Origin of the sequence: Luteitalea sp. (assembly GCA_009377605.1) — a bacterium.
Classification (GTDB): Bacteria; Acidobacteriota; Vicinamibacteria; order Vicinamibacterales; family Vicinamibacteraceae; genus WHTT01.
Genome location: WHTT01000073.1, coordinates 1 through 17,306, shown reverse-complemented (window position 1 = coordinate 17,306; position 17,306 = coordinate 1). Strand labels below are relative to the sequence as shown.

13 protein-coding genes are annotated in these 17,306 nt (G+C 61.8%); 1 reads left to right on the top strand and 12 read right to left on the bottom strand.

Going from position 1 to position 17,306, the window contains the following annotated elements:
* Nucleotides 1-2: 2 nt before the first annotated feature.
* From GEV06_20995 to GEV06_20940, 12 genes are all read right to left on the bottom strand, one after another.
* Nucleotides 3-3,323 (bottom strand): DUF1156 domain-containing protein, encoded by a 3,321-nt coding sequence (locus tag GEV06_20995; GenBank protein MPZ20367.1) that lies wholly within the window; start codon nucleotides 3,321-3,323, stop codon nucleotides 3-5.
* The gene (locus GEV06_20990) at nucleotides 3,320-3,574 is read right to left on the bottom strand and encodes a hypothetical protein (GenBank protein ID MPZ20366.1); all 255 of its coding nucleotides are present in this window, start codon (nucleotides 3,572-3,574) and stop codon (nucleotides 3,320-3,322) included. Before GEV06_20990 ends, GEV06_20995 begins: the two co-directional genes overlap by 4 nt.
* The gene (locus GEV06_20985) at nucleotides 3,571-4,653 is read right to left on the bottom strand and encodes a hypothetical protein (protein ID MPZ20365.1); all 1,083 of its coding nucleotides are present in this window, start codon (nucleotides 4,651-4,653) and stop codon (nucleotides 3,571-3,573) included. The genes GEV06_20990 and GEV06_20985 overlap by 4 nt, the downstream gene beginning before the upstream one ends.
* Nucleotides 4,611-4,964, bottom strand: a complete 354-nt coding sequence (locus GEV06_20980) for a MarR family transcriptional regulator (protein ID MPZ20364.1) — start codon at nucleotides 4,962-4,964, stop codon at nucleotides 4,611-4,613. The genes GEV06_20985 and GEV06_20980 overlap by 43 nt, the downstream gene beginning before the upstream one ends.
* 103 nt (nucleotides 4,965-5,067) lie before the next feature.
* The gene (locus GEV06_20975; protein MPZ20363.1) at nucleotides 5,068-5,688 is read right to left on the bottom strand and encodes an NYN domain-containing protein; all 621 of its coding nucleotides are present in this window, start codon (nucleotides 5,686-5,688) and stop codon (nucleotides 5,068-5,070) included.
* 168 nt (nucleotides 5,689-5,856) lie between these two features.
* On the bottom strand, nucleotides 5,857-9,714 hold the full coding sequence (locus GEV06_20970; protein ID MPZ20362.1) for a DUF3883 domain-containing protein: 3,858 nt from the start codon (nucleotides 9,712-9,714) through the stop codon (nucleotides 5,857-5,859).
* 159 nt (nucleotides 9,715-9,873) lie between these two features.
* Entirely contained in the window at nucleotides 9,874-11,349 is a 1,476-nt protein-coding gene (mmsA, locus tag GEV06_20965; GenBank protein ID MPZ20361.1) for a CoA-acylating methylmalonate-semialdehyde dehydrogenase, read from the bottom strand.
* A gap of 1 nt (nucleotide 11,350) precedes the next feature.
* Complete coding sequence (locus GEV06_20960; protein MPZ20360.1) at nucleotides 11,351-12,382, bottom strand: SMP-30/gluconolactonase/LRE family protein; 1,032 nt, start codon at nucleotides 12,380-12,382, stop codon at nucleotides 11,351-11,353.
* A 76-nt stretch (nucleotides 12,383-12,458) separates the two neighbouring features.
* A complete protein-coding gene (locus GEV06_20955; GenBank protein ID MPZ20359.1) occupies nucleotides 12,459-13,241 on the bottom strand; it encodes an SDR family oxidoreductase in 783 nt (260 codons plus the stop codon).
* Nucleotides 13,241-14,083: an SDR family oxidoreductase gene (locus tag GEV06_20950; GenBank protein ID MPZ20358.1), complete on the bottom strand. Its 843-nt coding sequence runs from the start codon at nucleotides 14,081-14,083 to the stop codon at nucleotides 13,241-13,243. Before GEV06_20950 ends, GEV06_20955 begins: the two co-directional genes overlap by 1 nt.
* Nucleotides 14,065-15,120, bottom strand: coding sequence for a hypothetical protein (locus GEV06_20945; protein MPZ20357.1), 1,056 nt, complete (start codon nucleotides 15,118-15,120; stop codon nucleotides 14,065-14,067). Before GEV06_20945 ends, GEV06_20950 begins: the two co-directional genes overlap by 19 nt.
* 170 nt (nucleotides 15,121-15,290) lie before the next feature.
* A complete protein-coding gene (locus GEV06_20940) occupies nucleotides 15,291-15,728 on the bottom strand; it encodes a PQQ-binding-like beta-propeller repeat protein (protein MPZ20356.1) in 438 nt (145 codons plus the stop codon).
* A gap of 400 nt (nucleotides 15,729-16,128) precedes the next feature.
* On the opposite strand from GEV06_20940, the gene GEV06_20935 reads away from it, so the two are divergent.
* The coding region (locus GEV06_20935; GenBank protein ID MPZ20355.1) for a hypothetical protein at nucleotides 16,129-17,306 on the top strand (1,178 nt) is incomplete at its 3' end.

The following is a 17,306-nucleotide window of genomic DNA, read 5'->3' as shown; positions in this document are numbered from 1 at the left end:
CGCTACTCCTGTTCGTCAACCGCTGCTACACCCAAGCCGACATCGCGAAGGGATGCCGGTGCCTGACCTCTGGCCTGAAGATGATTCGAAATGCGCTCGAGGACAGAGCGTTCGTCGCTGCTCTCCTTCGCCAGTTCGATCAACGCCTGCAGGACATGCCGGAACGTGTCACTTCGCCGGAGGCCGCGCTCGTCGATGTACGCGTTCACTTTGTGGACGTCACCATCGATCCAGAGGTGCATGAGGTGATGCGCCATATCGACGAGAGGCACGGTGACGGAGGCGTTCACTGTCGCCATCCCGAGTCCAGCACGCCGGCGCTGCTTCCACGGTCGAAGCTTGAACGTACTGCCAGAACCTTCGGTCACATCGCCCTCGGCGTCCGCGTCTCCCTCGACGGGTTCTCCGTCGTCGCCCTGCTCAACGCCGCCGGAGCGCAGGAGGATCGCGTATCGATCCGCGAGATCGCCTTCCGACAGATTGCACGAGAGCGCATATAGAATGCAGGCGCCTGCCGGTGCGTCGTTCATCCCGAAGTCGTGACGGTGAAGGAGGTAGTAGGTCGTTACGTCGTCCAAGCCCGTAAGGCCCTCGATGCCTACTACGGCCTGGCCATGTGTTAGCTCTCCGATGACGCGGCCAACGACGAACTCGACAACCATGCGGCGAACAGCTCGCAGAAATTCTGACACTGACATCGTCTCGCCCGGGTCGTTCGCTTTCTTAACCACTGGGTGCTTGCTGTACGCCTCAAGCGCAGGACCAGTGGCTGCCCAGACGAAGTCCGGTCCCCGGATTCCGGCGTCCCAAAACTCTCGCAGCTCTTGGCTGATCGTCCGGCGCATTTCGCCAAGAACGACATTGTCCCAGCCAGGCCGCGCTGCGACGTCGCGCTTCCGACAGATGAGCCACACCGAAGAAGCGAGGGCGGCCGATGCAAGTGAACGCATTCTGCCTGCACGCTCTGTCCGAATAGGCCAGGAGCCATCAACACAAAAGCCTGCTCGGGTAATTGACGCTACCAGCGCTTCCCAGGCATCCGGCTGTTTATTCGCGAACACGACAACAAGACGGCCATTAGGGTTGAGAGCTTCGAAGCAAGCCCTAAAAGCTCGTGACATTCCATCTTCATAGACGCGGCGTGATTGTTCCGCGTCTCCGAGGTGTCGGCTGGCTTCGTCGATGAGCTCGCCGTCATTGAGGTCGTGATTCCACTTGGGTCCGAGCGGATCCAACAAGACGCGATCAATTTCGCTCGAAGACCCATGCAGCGTCCGCCGTAGCCACACGAGGAAGAAGTCCATCAGATCCGAGTACTGAATCGAATCGTAGTATGGCGGATCAGTGATGATCAGATCCACTCCGCTGTCTCGAGCATTGATCGCGGACCCGCATACCACCTGGGACGGTGGTGCGCTTGCCATGTCGAGAAGGTGTGCGGCTACCTGTGCTACCCAATCGACGGCTTGCAGGAAACCGCCGCTGGAATCAGCCCAGGGCATGACCTCGACAAAGTCCCATGTTATCGGGAGCGCGAAGCGTGTGAATGTATGTCCAATCTTTTCCGCGCCAAGTTGCCATGTGCAGAACTCACTATTCCGATCAGCCAGACGCGAAAGCGCCGTATACAGGTACGCAGGCAGTGCTTCTGTCCAGGCAGTCGGGTACCCGAAGCTGGCGGCCGACTCGTGGGAGCTCCTGATCCAGTACGTGAACGCCCCTAAGGAGAGCAATTGCCGACTGCTAAATACGGTGCTCCACCTTGTCTTGCCGTAAGCGTAGGCAGTAAACGACGACCCACCAGTCTGGCGACTCCCGCCTTCAGGAAACGGTTCGTTCGGAATCCCAAACGGAAGCCTCCGAAATGTTTCCTCGAGCTCTCGTGGCTGCACCAGAGGAAGACGTAGTTCCAGCTCGGTCGGTAGCCTATACTCCTTACCGCTCGGCCCATCAATCACGACCGCGGTCAAGGCGATACCCATTCGCTGCGCCGACGCCTCAGTGCGAAGGTCTTCGCGTTCCATGGCTACAGTGCCGGGTTTGCCGCAGCACGGACACCAGGCACCCGCGCGGCTCATTGTTCCGTGCCCAAGCCGCTTATCGTGTTCGCGGCGCTGCGCGTTGTTGCCTCCGGCAACTGGCACGTCATTCTCGATACCGAACGAGACTCCGGTTTTATCGCTGTTCGGTTCTACGTGAAGCAAGACGCGCTTTTTCTCCTTCTTGGCTAGCCAACGCGTCTTCAACAAGGGAATCGTCGCGCGGCAGTTTTTGCACTTCACGGTCCGCGCCCAGAGGTAGGCAACCGCCGGCTTGGCTACCCAGCGCGCAGTGCGGCCGTCGGCCAAGTAGTCGCCGCCGAAATCGGCGTTCAGCGAATCGATGTCGGGTATTCCGTCGTCGAAAGTCGGGACGAGCTGCCTCGGTCGTGCCTGCTCCGGGTGCCGTCGGCGCCAGTCGTCCACGTCCTTCACTGGCTGGAAATCCGCGTAGGCAGGGTAGTAGCGCGCCAGCTCGCGGCGTGCCTCGCGCAGCACCCACCAGCCCCACGCCCGGACGTGCCAGGCCAGATCTGCTTCCAGAGTGTGTTCTTCGATTGAAAGGTCGACATCCTTTCCGGTCTGCGTGTCCTTGAGCGAGTGCTGCTGCGCCCCGTTCTTCTTCGAGTCACTTAGCCCCAGCTTGCGCAGCTGGCTGCGGAGCATCGCCCCCTTGAAGCCCTGCGCCTTGAAGAAGCTCTCCATGAAGGCGGCGTCCGAGCGAACGAAGTCCGGAAGCGGCCGTTTCTGACCGGCGAGCTTTTGCGGATACTCGAGCGTGCACTTCAGGATGAACCAGGCGACCGGATTGATGTCGACGGCCGTGACCTCACACCCGAGGCGCATCGCCTCGAGGGGGATGGCGCCACCGCCGGCGAATGGGTCGAGCACACGCGGCGCACGGCCGCCGAACGCCTTCCGGATCTCTTGACGGAAGAAGTCGATGTCAGCTTTGTTCTCGGTCTCGCGGCCCCAGTGAAGGATGCCGCCAATCGTCTTCTTGACGATCTTCTCCTCGCCGCGGCTTCCTGGGCCCTTCTTCTTCTCGATGACCTTCTCGATCTTCCCGCCGATGCGCTCGCACAGCTCGCGCCGCTTCTCAGGTGTGCCGGGATCAGGCAGCAGCGTGGCAATGAGCGCCGCCCGACAGGCCGCCAGCGGCCGGCGCGCCGGCCAGATGTGCAGGGTCGAGATATGCCCGTGGCGCACGTTCTTTTCGTGTACCGAGTCGAGTGACGCCTGTTCGAGAGGGAAGGCGACTTCGATGAGACGACGGTTGGTCATTGTTTCCTCTCCCGCCGCGATCTCTGAGATGCCTTCGGTCGTTTACGTGCTCTGTGCAAAGAGACATTGACCGAGTTCGCAGTTGTGCCAAGTGCACTTGCGATCTGAACGTTGGAGAAGCCGAGGTGACTCAGGCGTTTTGCCTTAGCAGGTTGATCCAGGCCCTTCAGCTGTTCGGCATACATGGCTGCCAAAGCCATGGCTATCCGTTCCAGAGCCTTGATGCCTCTATCCATCTGTTCAGCGGTCATGTGCGTGCACCCTTCTCCAGAAACGCCTCAAAACTTGGGAACTCTTGAGAGCTGGAAACCGCGCCGCGCAAGACTTTCTTCCACTTGCGGCGGACCTTGACAGATCGATCCACCAAAACTGCTTCGCGAAAGCGCTGTAACGACTTCCGCGTCTTAACCATGCGACGCAGAAAGCCCTGGAGGTGAAAGTCGGTGTCGACGATAGAGCATCCAATCACAACAATCCTGTCAGCAGTGCAGAGTGCCTGAAACGCGGTCTTCCACAGCTTGGCCCAGTGAGGATGCGAGAAGAATTTACCGTGAATCGGAGGAACAATCTGCCGCAGAAGCCCATGACGACCGTTCCTGCGGGGCCCCGTGATCAGGGTCGGCTTTTTCGAGAATACTTTCGTCAGGTCGGCCGACGAACCACGAACCCACCAGTTCATCGACCCGTGAAGCTTCAGAAGTTTGACTCCTTTAGCGTTGGAGACTGCTGCGTTGGGCCCAGCCCACTTGCATTTGCCTTTGCCACCGATCAGGTCGTAGCCCGACGCTGGATCCCACCCGGCCCGTTTGAGTGCTGAATCGAGACAGGTGTCGTAGTTCAGCGTGAGGACTGAGTCTCCAGACTCAAGCGATCGAGTGAGACGGTCATATCCAGTATGACCATTCGAGTTGCGGTCGACCTCGTTGAGGACGCCGAACAGCAGCGCGAGAAAGTCGTCGATCTCGGAACTTATTCCCGGCTCCGGTTTTGGGCCAGGTCCAGACTTATAGATCTCCGGGAAATCCTTAGCGATGTAGAGAAGGCTGAACGCTTCTTCAAGAGTCGGGTTTCGGCCCAGGGCGAGTTCCGCTCCCACCGCCAGGAGATGGTCGACGCGCTTCCTGGTGCCGGAGCCTTTCGCTCGTGCGTACGTGGCCGCGACGTCGAAAAAGTCTCCATTTAAAGGCGGCTTCAGACGCTTCCTGTTCAGTAAAACGTGGCCGATCGCTCCACGCGTTGCCCCGGCGCCAAGAATGAGGGCGGTCTGCAGGGAGCCCGACGCCAGCTTCACCTCTTCCTCCGAGTTCGGGCTGCCTTTGTCTTCTGAGATTTGCTGAGCGGGTAGATGTGAAGGAGCTTTGAGTTGCCGGCGTCGCCAATCTCAAACATGACACCTTGTTCGACCCATCGTCGGGCAGTGCGGCTGAAGTTTCCGGCATCAAGACCGACCTTCTGACGGATGTCTGTTTGCGTCTTGGTGCCATCACAGAGGTTGAAAGCACGAACTTGTTTTGACGCCGTGCCGACAATCTCGCGCACGCGATCTTCCGGTATTGCCGTGCGCCCGATTACTTGAACAAGACAACCCAACAATTGTTCAATGCGACCTTCTGCCGTCATGTAGCCTCCAGAAACGATCATCCTTACCCTGCCGCCTCGCGTACGGCCGCTTGAATAACAACGCGGATGTGACTTCATTCGCTTGGGCCAAGCATCTCTGGCATTGGCTCGGCCTCAGCAATCGCTACCACGAAGATGGCTTGTGAAAAATACCTTTCTCGTCGGCGAGTGTCACCGGAAACTGGCTTGCGTGCAGGGCTGACTGTCGAATCCGCTTCACGAACGTCGCGAGCCGTTTCAAGACTTGGCTGTGATACTGGTGAGGATTCAAGATGCCGACGGGCAGGGCCAGTTCTTGAGTCACTATCCTCACTGGTTCTGCGAGGTCGGAATCGTTCGTGACGAGTACAGCCAACTCGAAGCGTTTTTGGAACGCGTCGCGCACGAGATGTGTCGCGAGATTCACGTCTGAGCCCTTTTCTTCGGTCTTGTCGACCCACACCTGCTGAGGCGGTATCACGCGTGAGAGCGCCATGCGAACCGAATGAGTCATGAAGTGCCCGTACGTGACTGAGAGATTCGGAATCGTTCGTAGCGCACGAAGGTAAACCTGCTGGTCCATTGGCGCTGACGGATTGTGCGGGCGAGCGCTGACGCGGGCGGTGTAGTAGTAGATGTGTTGCACGACGTCCTGCGGCAGCATGATCTGACAGAGCTTCGCAAGGTCCAGCCATTTGTACGGCGTGCGCTTGAGCCCGCCGTAGTAGAGGTTGAAGCCGTCGACGTACACGTTGACGTTTGCCACGAACCCAGCTCCGTCTTCACCGACCTCCCTGGACCGACGCGAGACCTTTGACAGGAACCAAACTTGGCGGTATCCTGTTACTAATTTATCCCCCCTGCTTCTTCGGAAGCAGGCTGCGAGACCGGCTGCGAGGCCGGTCTCAGTGTTTTTGGGAGACAAATCCCAAGCTCAAAATCCAGTTCTCGCGCCCCAAGGGTTTTCCGTCGCCTGCTTCACCCAGCGATTGGCGTCCCTCTCAGGGAGATCCAACACGGTCTGCCAGAACCGTAGCTGGCGAGCGTCCAGTCCGCGGCCGTCACGTTTGCGAATCCACCCGGCCAGTTCAATGTCGCCCACGGTTTTCCGTAGCCAGCTGACGGCGTCGCTGCCGCCACTCTGCAGCACGCGGCCGATCACGAGATCCCGGTGCGTTGGCCATCGAAGGTCTTCGAACGAGTGGTCCCACAACAACGGGCGCAAGAGCTCGGGCAACGGAGTTCCAGCCGCCGGTTCCGCCCCCCCGCTTTCGCCAACCTCAATGATGTCGCGGTCGTTGACGATGACCCCGCGCGACTTGACGAGCAGTTTGGCAAAGGGGTCCTGGACGCGAACGAGCCGCGGGCGCGGAGATGCCGAGTGGAAGACTACGTGCAGCCAGTATTCCTGTCGAAGATTGCAGGCGCGTGCCCACTCGTTGTAGGACACCTCAACGTCGCCTGTGCCCGCTCGGCCCTTCACTTCAATGGCCCGGCGTTCTCCCGAGGGGTAGATCGCGAGCAGATCGAACCCGGGGTAGTCGGTTAGTCCAGCGGCGCGGGCTTTCGGCGGAGTGGAGACGTCCCGCACGTTCGAGCCCGCCGCTTCCTCGAAGGCGCGAGCCACCTGCATCGCGATCCCTTCCACGTTCGCGTCGTAGCGTTCGCGTTCGGCTTCAACGGAGGAAGGCACGATCAGCGCCCGGGCGATCACCGAGACCTGGCCGATCGATAGCTCATCGGGCTCGGTGTGAAGGGACGCGACCGCAGCGGCCTTTCGTTTCTCGAGAGCGCGCTGCTGATCCTTCACGCGTTCAAGCGCACCCTTTGCAGCCGACTGACCCTGTTGGACCTTTTCGGTGAGCCGCTGCCGGGATGCCGCCAGTTCGGCAGACTGGTAGTCGAACCCCCGGATGAGGAAGTCTTCTCGCTGAGGCAATGTCTGACGCAACGCCCGCCGGCGTTCGGCAAGCAGCGGTTCGGCCACCTGCATCCTTAGGAACTCGTCCGTCAGCACCTCGAGCTCGGCGGCCCGAGAGGCAAGGCTGACGAACTCTGTGGGAAATCGATCGCATCCGCGCAGAAGCATGAAATGTTCGACGGGGCAGGGGTCGAAGTGACCCTGCACGTCCACTTTCACTGCGATGAGTCTGTTGTGAATGGGTTCGCCAGGTCGGCGGACAAGCGACAACTCCGCCAGAAAGACCAGATACGGCTCGGAGACGGTGGGATCCACGAATGCAGCACCCCGACGCGCATCCACAGCGAAACGCTCCAGGACCAGCGAACGCAGTCGTTCAAAGACCGGCTCTCCCGGATGCACGAACACTGCGTCGTCCGCCTTGGGGCGGTACACGGTCAGCCGACCTCGTGCCTCGGGCGGGTAACTCTCGAGGACTTCCCACAGAGGGTTCAGTGCGCCGCGCTCTGTGGGGCGAAGAGAAAAGGCGCCATCAAGATCGCCATCCACGCGAAGCCGAAGCGATTTGGCGGCATCTTCCACGAACTGGCGCACGTACCCGGGTAGAAGCCTGCGCAGCGTCTCCCGCTCTGTGACCACGCGCAAGCGAGGTAGCTCCCGCTTGACGTCTCCGCCGTCTCCGAAGAGCAGGCGCTCGCGCTGGCGAATGGCGTCCACTTGGTCGCGCGTGAGGCGACCCTCGAGCCGCCGGGCCGCGTCGGCACCATCGTCCTGGACCAGCGCGTCAGCCAGGTACGAAGCGATCGAGACGTTTTCGAAGATACGCCCGACGACATCGAAGACTTTGTCGGACTTCAGCTCCCGCCGAATCGTGTCGAGCTTCCGAAGCAACGTGCCGATGACCAGCCCTTCCCGCGTGTTGTTCGCGACGAGGTTGACGATGACAACCGGGTCGTGCTCCTGCCCATAACGGTGGATCCGGCCCATACGCTGTTCGAGTCGCGCCGGGTTCCACGGCACGTCGTAGTTCACCATCAGCCAGCAGAACTGCAGGTTGATCCCTTCACCGGCAGCATCTGTTGCCAGCAGGTATTGCGCGCCACCGTCTGCTGAGGGGTTCCGGAAGCGTTCAACTTCGGCCTCTCGCTCTCTGAAATCCATGCCGCCATGAATGGCTGCAATCCTGTCGGTGAATCCCATGCCCTCCAGACGCTGTCCCACCCACTCCAGCGTGTCCCGATGCTCCGTGAAGACAATGAGCTTCTCTCCCCGGTAATCCGGTTTGAGCAGTAGCTCTCGCAGCACGTCGAACTTGGACTCGTGGCTGGCCGCGAGCACGCCTCGTGCAAGCTCAATCACGCCCAGCACTTCTCGGCGCTCGGTTTCCAAATCCACGAGCGAAGTAGTTCTGATGACCTGAAGCAGCCGGTCCTCGTCCTGCTCGTGACTCTCTCGACCGTCCACGGCGGCTTCCTCATCCGCCGTGGAATCCTCGAAGGGGTCGCGCAGTCGCAGCTGCGCTGCGTGCAACTCCTGCGGCGTCAGGCGACCCTCACGCACGCGTTCGATGACCTCGTCTAGCCGAACGAGACGGCGCTCCATCGATCGCAGAACTGCGTACGTCGAGCTCGCCAGGCGGCGCTGGAAGACGCCGAGTGCCAGCCGAGCGGCCGATGGATTGAGGATGCCGGCGCGGTTGTAGAACGTCCGCATGTACGCCGTCGTCCGCTCGTAAAGCTCTTGCTCGCCAGCCGGGCCAGAGGTCAGGTCGAAGCCAAGCGTGTCGGAGATCCGTTGCGGGTATATGGGTGTGCCATCGAACCGCACCATCTCCTCTTTGGTTCGCCGGATGAAGCGCTTTCGCCGTTCTTCGGCGGGGAAGGCCCGAAACGCGTCCTCGGTCGATAGAACCTCCGGTTCGAGCAATCGCCATAGCGCGTAGTACGGGAAGTCCTTCCCCATATGAGGCGTGGCGGTGAGCAGAAGCAGATGATTGGCCGACCACGGGAGCGCCCATTCAGGGTCGGTTGCCATGACCCCCGCGAGTGCTTCAGCGAGCTGGTATCGGTCAGTTTTTCGAACGCTCAGATCCGCGTCACGACTGGCCGCGAGCTTGTGTGCCTCGTCGAAGATGACCACGTCGTACGGATCGACCTCACGACTCTGGAGCTTGGCGAACATCGACGTGCCCGCGAGCGTGTCAACGCTGCAGATCACATAGCTGCCGGCATCGCGGGCGAAGGGATTTTCGGATTTTGCGTCTGCGCCGCGAACGATGCGAAAGCGCAGACCGAACAGTGTCCGGAGCTCTCTCTCCCAGTTCCCGATGAGACCGGCGGGCGGAACGATGAGGACCCGGCGGATGAGACGACGCGCCTGCATCTCTCGAATGTAGAGTCCTGACATGATCGTCTTGCCCGCGCCCGCGTCGTCCGCCAGCAAGAACCGAAGGCGCGGCTGCGTGAGCATGTGCTCGTAGACCGCGATACGCTGGTGCGGAAGCGGCTCGATGCGGGATGTCTCGGTGGCGAATGTGGGGCTGGCGACGTAGCCGTACGAGAGGCGTTCGACTTCGGCGATTAGGCGGACGTGTTCGGGGTTCGCGAGAAAGTCGGTCCTAGCGGCCACAGCTTTCGAACCGCTTGAAGCCGGGGTGCTTGTTCGCGCGGCCGCGTGAGAAGTCCGTTCAGCTTCGAGCGTCCGGATTCGCCGGAGTACTTGGTCCGAGGGTCGTGACTTGCCGCGCTCCCATCGATTGACAGTGACGAACGAAACGCCAAGTAACTCGGCTAGGGCGGCCTGCGTCAGGCCGAGCCGGCGGCGCACCTCCAGGATTGGGCTGAGCTCCACGGACACATTATGACATAACAATCACATATAGTGAATATCTGGTTTTGTGGCTGTTATAACATCAACCTGAGGGCGCTCTCAGCTGATCCGCAGGTCGGTAGCGATGGGGTTGGCCATTCAACGAGGTGGTCGTGGTAAGCGCCTGCACGTTCATCGCGAATGAGGTTTCGAGATAGCCTGTTAGAACCTTCGGCTCCACTCTTTGGGCCAGCGTTCGATGACGACTTTCTTGTCCGTGTAGAACTCGATTGCGTCGCGCCCCTGGCCGTGCAGCACGCCTAGGAAGCTGTCCTTCCATCCGCTGAACGGGAAGTACGCCATGGGTGCGGCAACGCCGATATTCACACCCACGTTGCCGGTCGGCGCTTCATAGCGAAACTTCCGCGCGGCAGCACCGCTCGACGTGAAGATGGACGCGGCGTTGCCGTACGGGCTCTTCGAGAGAATCTGAATCGCCTCGTCCAGATCGGCAGCCTCGTTCAACGACAGCACCGGACCAAAGATTTCAGTCGTCGTCAACTCGCTCGCGGTATCGATGCCGGCGAGCACCGTCGGTTTGAGAAAGTTCCCTGTCTCGATCGGCGCATCACGCCCGTCCAGGAGCGCGGTGCCGCCATCGTTGAGCCCTCGGTCAATGAGCTGCATGATTCGGGACTTGCTCGCAGGCGTGATGACCGGGCCCATTTGGACCTTGTCGTCCAGCCCGTTGCCGACGCGGATCGTCGACGCCAGATCCACCATCCGGGTGGGGAAGTGCTTCGAGGCGTCTCCGACGGTGATGGCCGTCGACACCGCCAGGCATCGCTGTCCCGCGCAGCCGAATGCGCTGTCACCCACGATCTTCGCCGTCATCTCGAGGTCGGCGTCCGGCATGACCACCACGTAGTTCTTGGCGCCGCCCTGGCATTGGACACGCTTGCCGTGTGTGGCTCCCTCTGCATAGATGTACTTCGCCACGGGGCTGGAACCGACGAAGCTGATCGCCCTGACGTCGGGGTGGTGCAGCAAGGCGTCGACCGCCGGCTTCGCGCCGACCACCAGATTGACGACGCCGCGCGGCAGCCCCGTCTGGTGCAACAGCTCGAACAGCTTGAGCGCGGTGAGCGGCACGCGCTCCGACGGCTTCAAAATGAACGTATTGCCGCACGCGATGGCATACGGCAGGAACCAGAGCGGAATCATCGACGGGAAGTTGAACGGCGTGATTGCGGCGGTGACACCCAACGGCTGGCGGATCATCATCTCGTCGATCCCGCGCGACACGTCTTCCAGGTTGTAGCCCTGCATCAGCGTGGGAATCCCGCACGCCACCTCGACGTTCTCGATGCCTCGCTGCAGCTCGGCGCGCGCTTCGGCGAGCGTCTTCCCGTTCTCCATCGTCGTCGTGCGCGCGATCTCGTCAGCGTGCTCCTGGAGGAGCTGCTTGAATCGGAACAGATATTGAATGCGCTCTTGCGGCGGGACTTGTCGCCACGCGGGGAATGCCGCGGCCGCCACGCGTACAGCAGCGGCAACATCCTCTGCTTCGGCCAGGGGGATGCTCGCGAGGAGTTCGGTGGTTGCGGGATTCGTGATCTCGGCGGCCGTCGACGATGCGCCGCGCAGCCACTCGCCATCGATGTAGTTTGCTGCCAGATTGACGTGTGCTTCGATCATGTTACGCTGCCTGTTCGCTCCAGTGCACCATCGGGAGACCAGGGACCGGTGCACGAAAATAGGGGATGCGCGTACCTTTCAGAGAACCAATGTACACCGTTCGTAGATCGCAGCCGCCGAACGTGACGCTCGCCATCCACGGTGCCAGGCCGCGACCCGTGGCGAACAGGACGTCCTCGGTGACCTCGTTGCGCAGGAACGCTTGCTCGAGCGCGTCCACCTGCTGCGGGTCGCCTTCATCCAGCAGAATGCGCAAGTCCCCCTGCGGTGTCAGCACGAACAGCTTATCGGAATAGACGAGCGTCCCCCAAAGATTGCCATAGCTATCGAAGGCGATGCCATCGGGCCATGCGCTTTTCCCCAGGCTGCTGGGGCCGAAGACTTCTCGCTCCGCGACCTCGCCCCTGTCGTCGATGCGCAAGCGCGTAATGCAGCCTCCCGTGGTCTCCACCACGTAGAGGAACCTCTCATCGGCGTCGAAGCGGATCTCATTGGTGAAGCGGAAACCGTCGGCCACGATATGAAACGCGCCATTCTCGTACCGGGCGAGATAGCCGTCGGCCAGATCCGCTCGCAGCGCACGCATCCAGCTCTTGAGTCTGGTGGACACCGTGATCCAGATGCGATCCCGTGAATCCCGGAGGACGAAATTGACCTTCCCGATCGGTTGGCCATCGATCCGGTCGGCCACGACTTTCGAGGTTCCGTCCCTCGACATGACCTCCAGGCAGTCCGTACCGAAGTTCGAGATCAAGAAGTCACCGTTGCGGGCGAACGCCAGTCCGTTCGGCAGCGTCCCTTCCAGATACCGCTGAGCCTCGCTGTTGGCCGCCTGAAAGTGTCCCGATCGCCGTTGGGCGATGATCTCCTGACGACCGTTTGCCGTCAGCCGTACGACGCCGCCGCGGGCATCGGCAACCCACAACGTCCCGTCTGGCTCCGCCAGAATGCATTCGGGCCGCTGCAGCTCCTGCCCAATATACCGAATGGCGCTCTTGTCGATGCCGAAGTCGAGAATCGGGTTGGGCTTTATAGCGTCACGTGTCGGCAGAATCGACCCCGCCCTGCCTTGATCCCTTGATCCCTAGACCCCTTGATCCCTAGACCCCTTAGTGAATGGTCCAGCCGCCGTCGACCATCAGCACGTGGCCGACGACCATGTCGGACAAGTGACTGGAGAGAAACAACACGGCGCCGACAACATCCTCGGGTTGGTTCCACCGCCCGACGGGTAGCATCTGGCCCGTGGCCCACTCCTTGTAGCCAGGCCGCTCGAGAATCACGCGCCGAGAATCGGTCTCGGTAATGCAAGGCGCCACCACATTCACGGTGACACCTTGCTTGGCCCATTCGAGCGAGAGCGCGCGTGAGAGGTGATGCACGCCAGCCTTGGCCGCTGCATAGACCGAGCGCATGCGGAAGGCGACCTCGCCAAAGTTGGAGCCAATGTTGATGATCTTGCCGCCCCCCTGCGGAATCATCACCCTGGCCGCGGTCTGGCACGCGAAGAACACGCTCTTCAGGGAGGCGGCCATCGTCCGGTCGTATTCTTCCTCGGTCACGTCGAGCGCCAGATTCGTCCCGGTCCATCCGGCGTTGTTGACCAGGATGTCGATGCGGCCGAAGGCCGTGGTGGCCTGGTCGACCAGGGCGCGGACCTGATCCACCTGTCCGACGTCGGTCGGCACGATCAGGGCCTTGCGTCCGAGGCCTTCGATCTCGGCTTGGACCTCCTTGATCTCGTGTTGCCGTCCCTCGGGATGCTTGGCGAGCACGACGTGTGCACCGGCACGTGCCAGACCGAGGGCGATCGCCCGACCAATGCCTTGCGATGCGCCGGTCACGATCGCAATCTTGTCCCGCAGGCCAAAGCTCGAATAATCCGTCTGCATTAGATCAATCCTCGCAACGTTCCTCCGATGTCGATTCCAGTGCCGGTGATGAACTTCGCCAGCGGCGAGGCGAGAAACACCACGGCATGCGCCACGTCTTCCGGCTGACCGATGCCCATCGGAAGCTGCCGATCCTCGAGGAACTTCTTGACCGCGGCATCGCGGTCGAGACCGTAGTGCTCCTGGATCTGATCGGCGAGACCGCCCGGCCGGGTCCACATGCGCGTCCAGACAGGTCCAGGCAGCACGGTGTTCACGCGCACGCGCGGCGCGTACTGCTTGGCCAAGGCCTTGGTCAGGTAGAGCAGGCCGGCCTTGAACGTGCCGTAGTCCATGAAGGTGGACTCGGGCTGCTTCGCGAGGTCGGATCCTGTGATGACCACTGATGCGGCACCGACGTCGGCCATCTTGGGAACGAGGGCGCGACACATGCGAACGCTCCCCATGAGGTTGATGTCGAACGAGCGCGTCCAGCGCTCATCGGATATCTCCTCGAAGGGGGTCGAGTTGCCGACGCCCAAGTTGTTGATCAGGATGTCTGGTGGCCCGCCGAACGTGTCGAGCACGTACCCTACGGTCCGCTCCACCCCCTCGGCGGTCGCGAGATCCGCGGCAATGGTTCCACGCCATCGCGACTGCTTCTCTCGAAGCGCGGCTTCGTCTTGGTCTGCGACGATGACCTCCGCCCCTTCCTGCGCCAGCAGGTTGGCCGTGGCTTCGCCGATGCCATGCGCGCCCGCTGCCACGAACGCCTTCTTGTTCTCGAGGTGATAATCCATACGGCTGCGAATCCTCCATGCTGCGCTCTCGAGGCCGCGACGTCTCAGTTCCTCGCGCGCCATTCGTCCGCGAGCTTCTGCACGACCTCCGTTGGTGTTGGTCCGTCGTGGACCACGACCCGGTAGCGTAGCGTAAGAGGCTCGTCCGCAGGAATGGTCAGCGGTCCAAGCGCGGCAATCACGGGATTCAGCATCCAGAGCGAACGCGAGTTGTGCCACGTGCTGGGCGGGTTCTGCGGATGGTCGATGACAGCGGCGCCGGCGGTCTTTCCGCTGGGCACCTTGATGACGTAGCCGTACCAGGGCGACGGCGGCCAGTTCAGCTCCGGCACCGAGTAGTGCGGGTTTCGCAGATCGACAATGCCGTCGGCATTGGTGAAGTACGACTCGCCATCCTTCCGGGCTTGAAAATTGAACCCGGAGAACGACTGCTTGTTCAGCCGATAGTCAACGAGAGGGGCCACGCGGAAGCTCAAGTCGATGACGTACACGCCGTCGCGCTCGACCACCGTCGCGACAGTCGTCTCGTCGAGCATCTTCCGTTTGCCGACGATCCAGTCGTTGTGAATCTCGATCTCGGCGTGATTGGCGTCCGCGCCCAGCAGTTTTACATCGGTCGTTCGAATCAATCGTCCTTCTCGAGGGGCGTACACACCCCAGCCCCAGAAATCGACCTTGGTGATGTTCCATCCAAAGAGCGGTGCGTGGGGCCCCCCCTTTGAGGCGTCGAGGGGCTGGCGAAACTCCGCGTCGTGCCAGGCAAGGTACATGCCGCGATGATGCGGGTGATCGTCAGGGGCAATGGCGGTCACCGGCTCCCCCGAGGGTGTGTTGACCGGATGAAAGCACGCCACGCTCGGCGAAGTGAGCGGCACATCCGCCGGCTTGTTGGTCATGTACTCGAGCACCACCCGGTCATCCGGCGTCTTGAGCTGCATGCCATGCGTGACGGGTGTCAGCGTGTAGCTCGCTGCGGGTGTTGCCTGCGACGTCGGTCCCACGCGAGAGTGCTCCGCGGCGGGCGCAGAGGTGAACCGAGGCCCCAGCAAACAGATCGCAACAAGACAGGAGGCGCGTGTCAGTCTCAGATCCATGGTCATACAATCCTGTGATTATCGATTATCGTTCATGAAACGTATCATAGGGTCGGTCACACGCGCCAGGAGCCACCATCACAATCACCATTGAGCGCTCTTTGGTCATCGTCGGCTTTCTGTGTAGAAACGCATCCTGAGGCGGCGTCCGCGGCCGCGAACGTTGGCAGTGCGAGTTACTGCTCGGAGCCCACGCCCGCGGGGAGCGCAAACGCGATGTATCCCCGCACAGCATCATCAGCGCGGCCACGTCCTCTGCGCTCCGACCCAAACGATGGCTGCGCCGAGGAGGGCACCACCAAGAATTGAAGCCCCTTCGCCTCGTACATCGCTGGGATTCCTTGCGTCCCCGCCGGCAGCTGGTAGGTCCACAATACTTCACCGTTGGCCGCGTCGTATGCCCTCAGCTTTCCGTCGGGGCCGTTCACGAACAGCAGCCCGGTCGACGTGACGATAATCCCGCGACGCTCGCCGCCGCGGAGCATCCCCGTCTCCTTGCCGCCTTCCTCGACGGCCTGCTCGTCCTCTCCGAGGGGACGCTTCCACTGAATCGTGCCGGTATTGAGGTCATAGGCCACGATCGACGACCAGGGCGGGCTGATGATGTGCCCTATCGAGGTCGACTAAAAACTCGATTATCGATTATTCTGAGGAATAATCTAATGGTCTGGTTGACCGCTTGTCAATGACTCCGGCCTCCCCCGGAGCACCCGCTTGCCGTGTCGCGCACATCGTGCTCTACAGGGAGGAGCAACGCCGCTGGGCGGGATGCAGCGGCGGCCAAATGCCAAGCTATTTCGGAGACACCGCACTAGGTAGGGCCGCCTCGCCGAGGCGGCCGTGACGGGCCGGCCACGGCGGTTGGCCACGGCGGTTGGCGAGTGGCGATCTGCCGATGCCCGGAGCCGGCTCGTAACCGCCTGGTCCGGCTCATAACAAACCAGATAGCAGGCGCCGGGCCTGTCAGGTACCCTGTTTCGACTCCGACCTAACCACCGAAACGACGTGTCCACCATGCAGACCAAGCTCACTCGACGCGCCTTTCTGCAAACCGCGGCCGCTGCGGCCGTCGTCTCGTCGCGCTCTCGCTCCGTTCTGGGCGCCAACGACCGGGTGCGGATGGCGGTCATCGGCACCGGCACGCGCGGCATGATGGTGGCTGGATTCTTGGGTCAGCACAAGGACTGCATGTTCGCTGCGGCTTGCGACGTTGCCAAGGACAGGCTCGACAAGGGTGTCGCCAAGCTGGGTGACGCTGGCGTCAAGGTGGATACCTACGAAGACTACCGCCGCATCTTGGACCGCCAGGATATCGATGCCGTTCTGGTGGCGACGCCGGACCATTGGCACGGGCCGATCACCGTCGACGCCTGTGCCGCCGGCAAAGACGTGTACGTGGAGAAGCCGATCTCCAACGCCATCGAGCCTGCGCAGAAGATGGTCGAGGCGGCGCGCACGCACAACCGGGTCGTCCAGGTCGGCTTGCAGCAGCGTCAGGGCGAGCACTTCAAGGAGGCGGCCGAGCTCGTGCAGGGCGGGCTGCTCGGCAAAGTCACGCACGCCGTGCTGCAGTATCCCGGGGGTTACACCGTCCCGCCCGAGCCCAACGAAGCGCCTCCGCCCGAGCTCAATTGGGAGCTGTTCCAGGGACCGGCGCCGCGCCGCCCCTACAAGCCCAGTCGACAGCGACGATGGCGCGCGTACTATGACTACGGCGGGGGGCTGGTCACCGACTGGGGCGTCCATCTCACGGATGTCGCGCACTGGTACCTGAAGGCGGACGCAAAAGCCCCGCTGCTGACCAGCGCCTCGGCGCAGTATGTGAACGTGCCCAATCCCGAGAACGACCAGGTGCCGGACGCGTTCATCGTCTCCTGGCAGTACGACGACTTCGTCATGTCATTTACCAACGCCGTGATGACCGACCCGGAGTTCGGGCTTCAGGGCAACTATTTCTTCGGTCCGAAGGGCAGCCTCCAGGTGCACCGAGGCGGCTATCAGATTCAACCGGCCCGGCCACGCCGCAGCCGGGATGGCGCCGAGCCACCGCCTCCGATCGAGGCCAGGCGCCGACCGTTCGACGAGAACTACGCCGACGACCCACACACGGTCGCCCAGTGCCGCAACTTCTTGGACTGCGTCAAGTCGCGCGAGAGACCGGTGAGCGACATCGAGATCGGCTTCCACTCCAC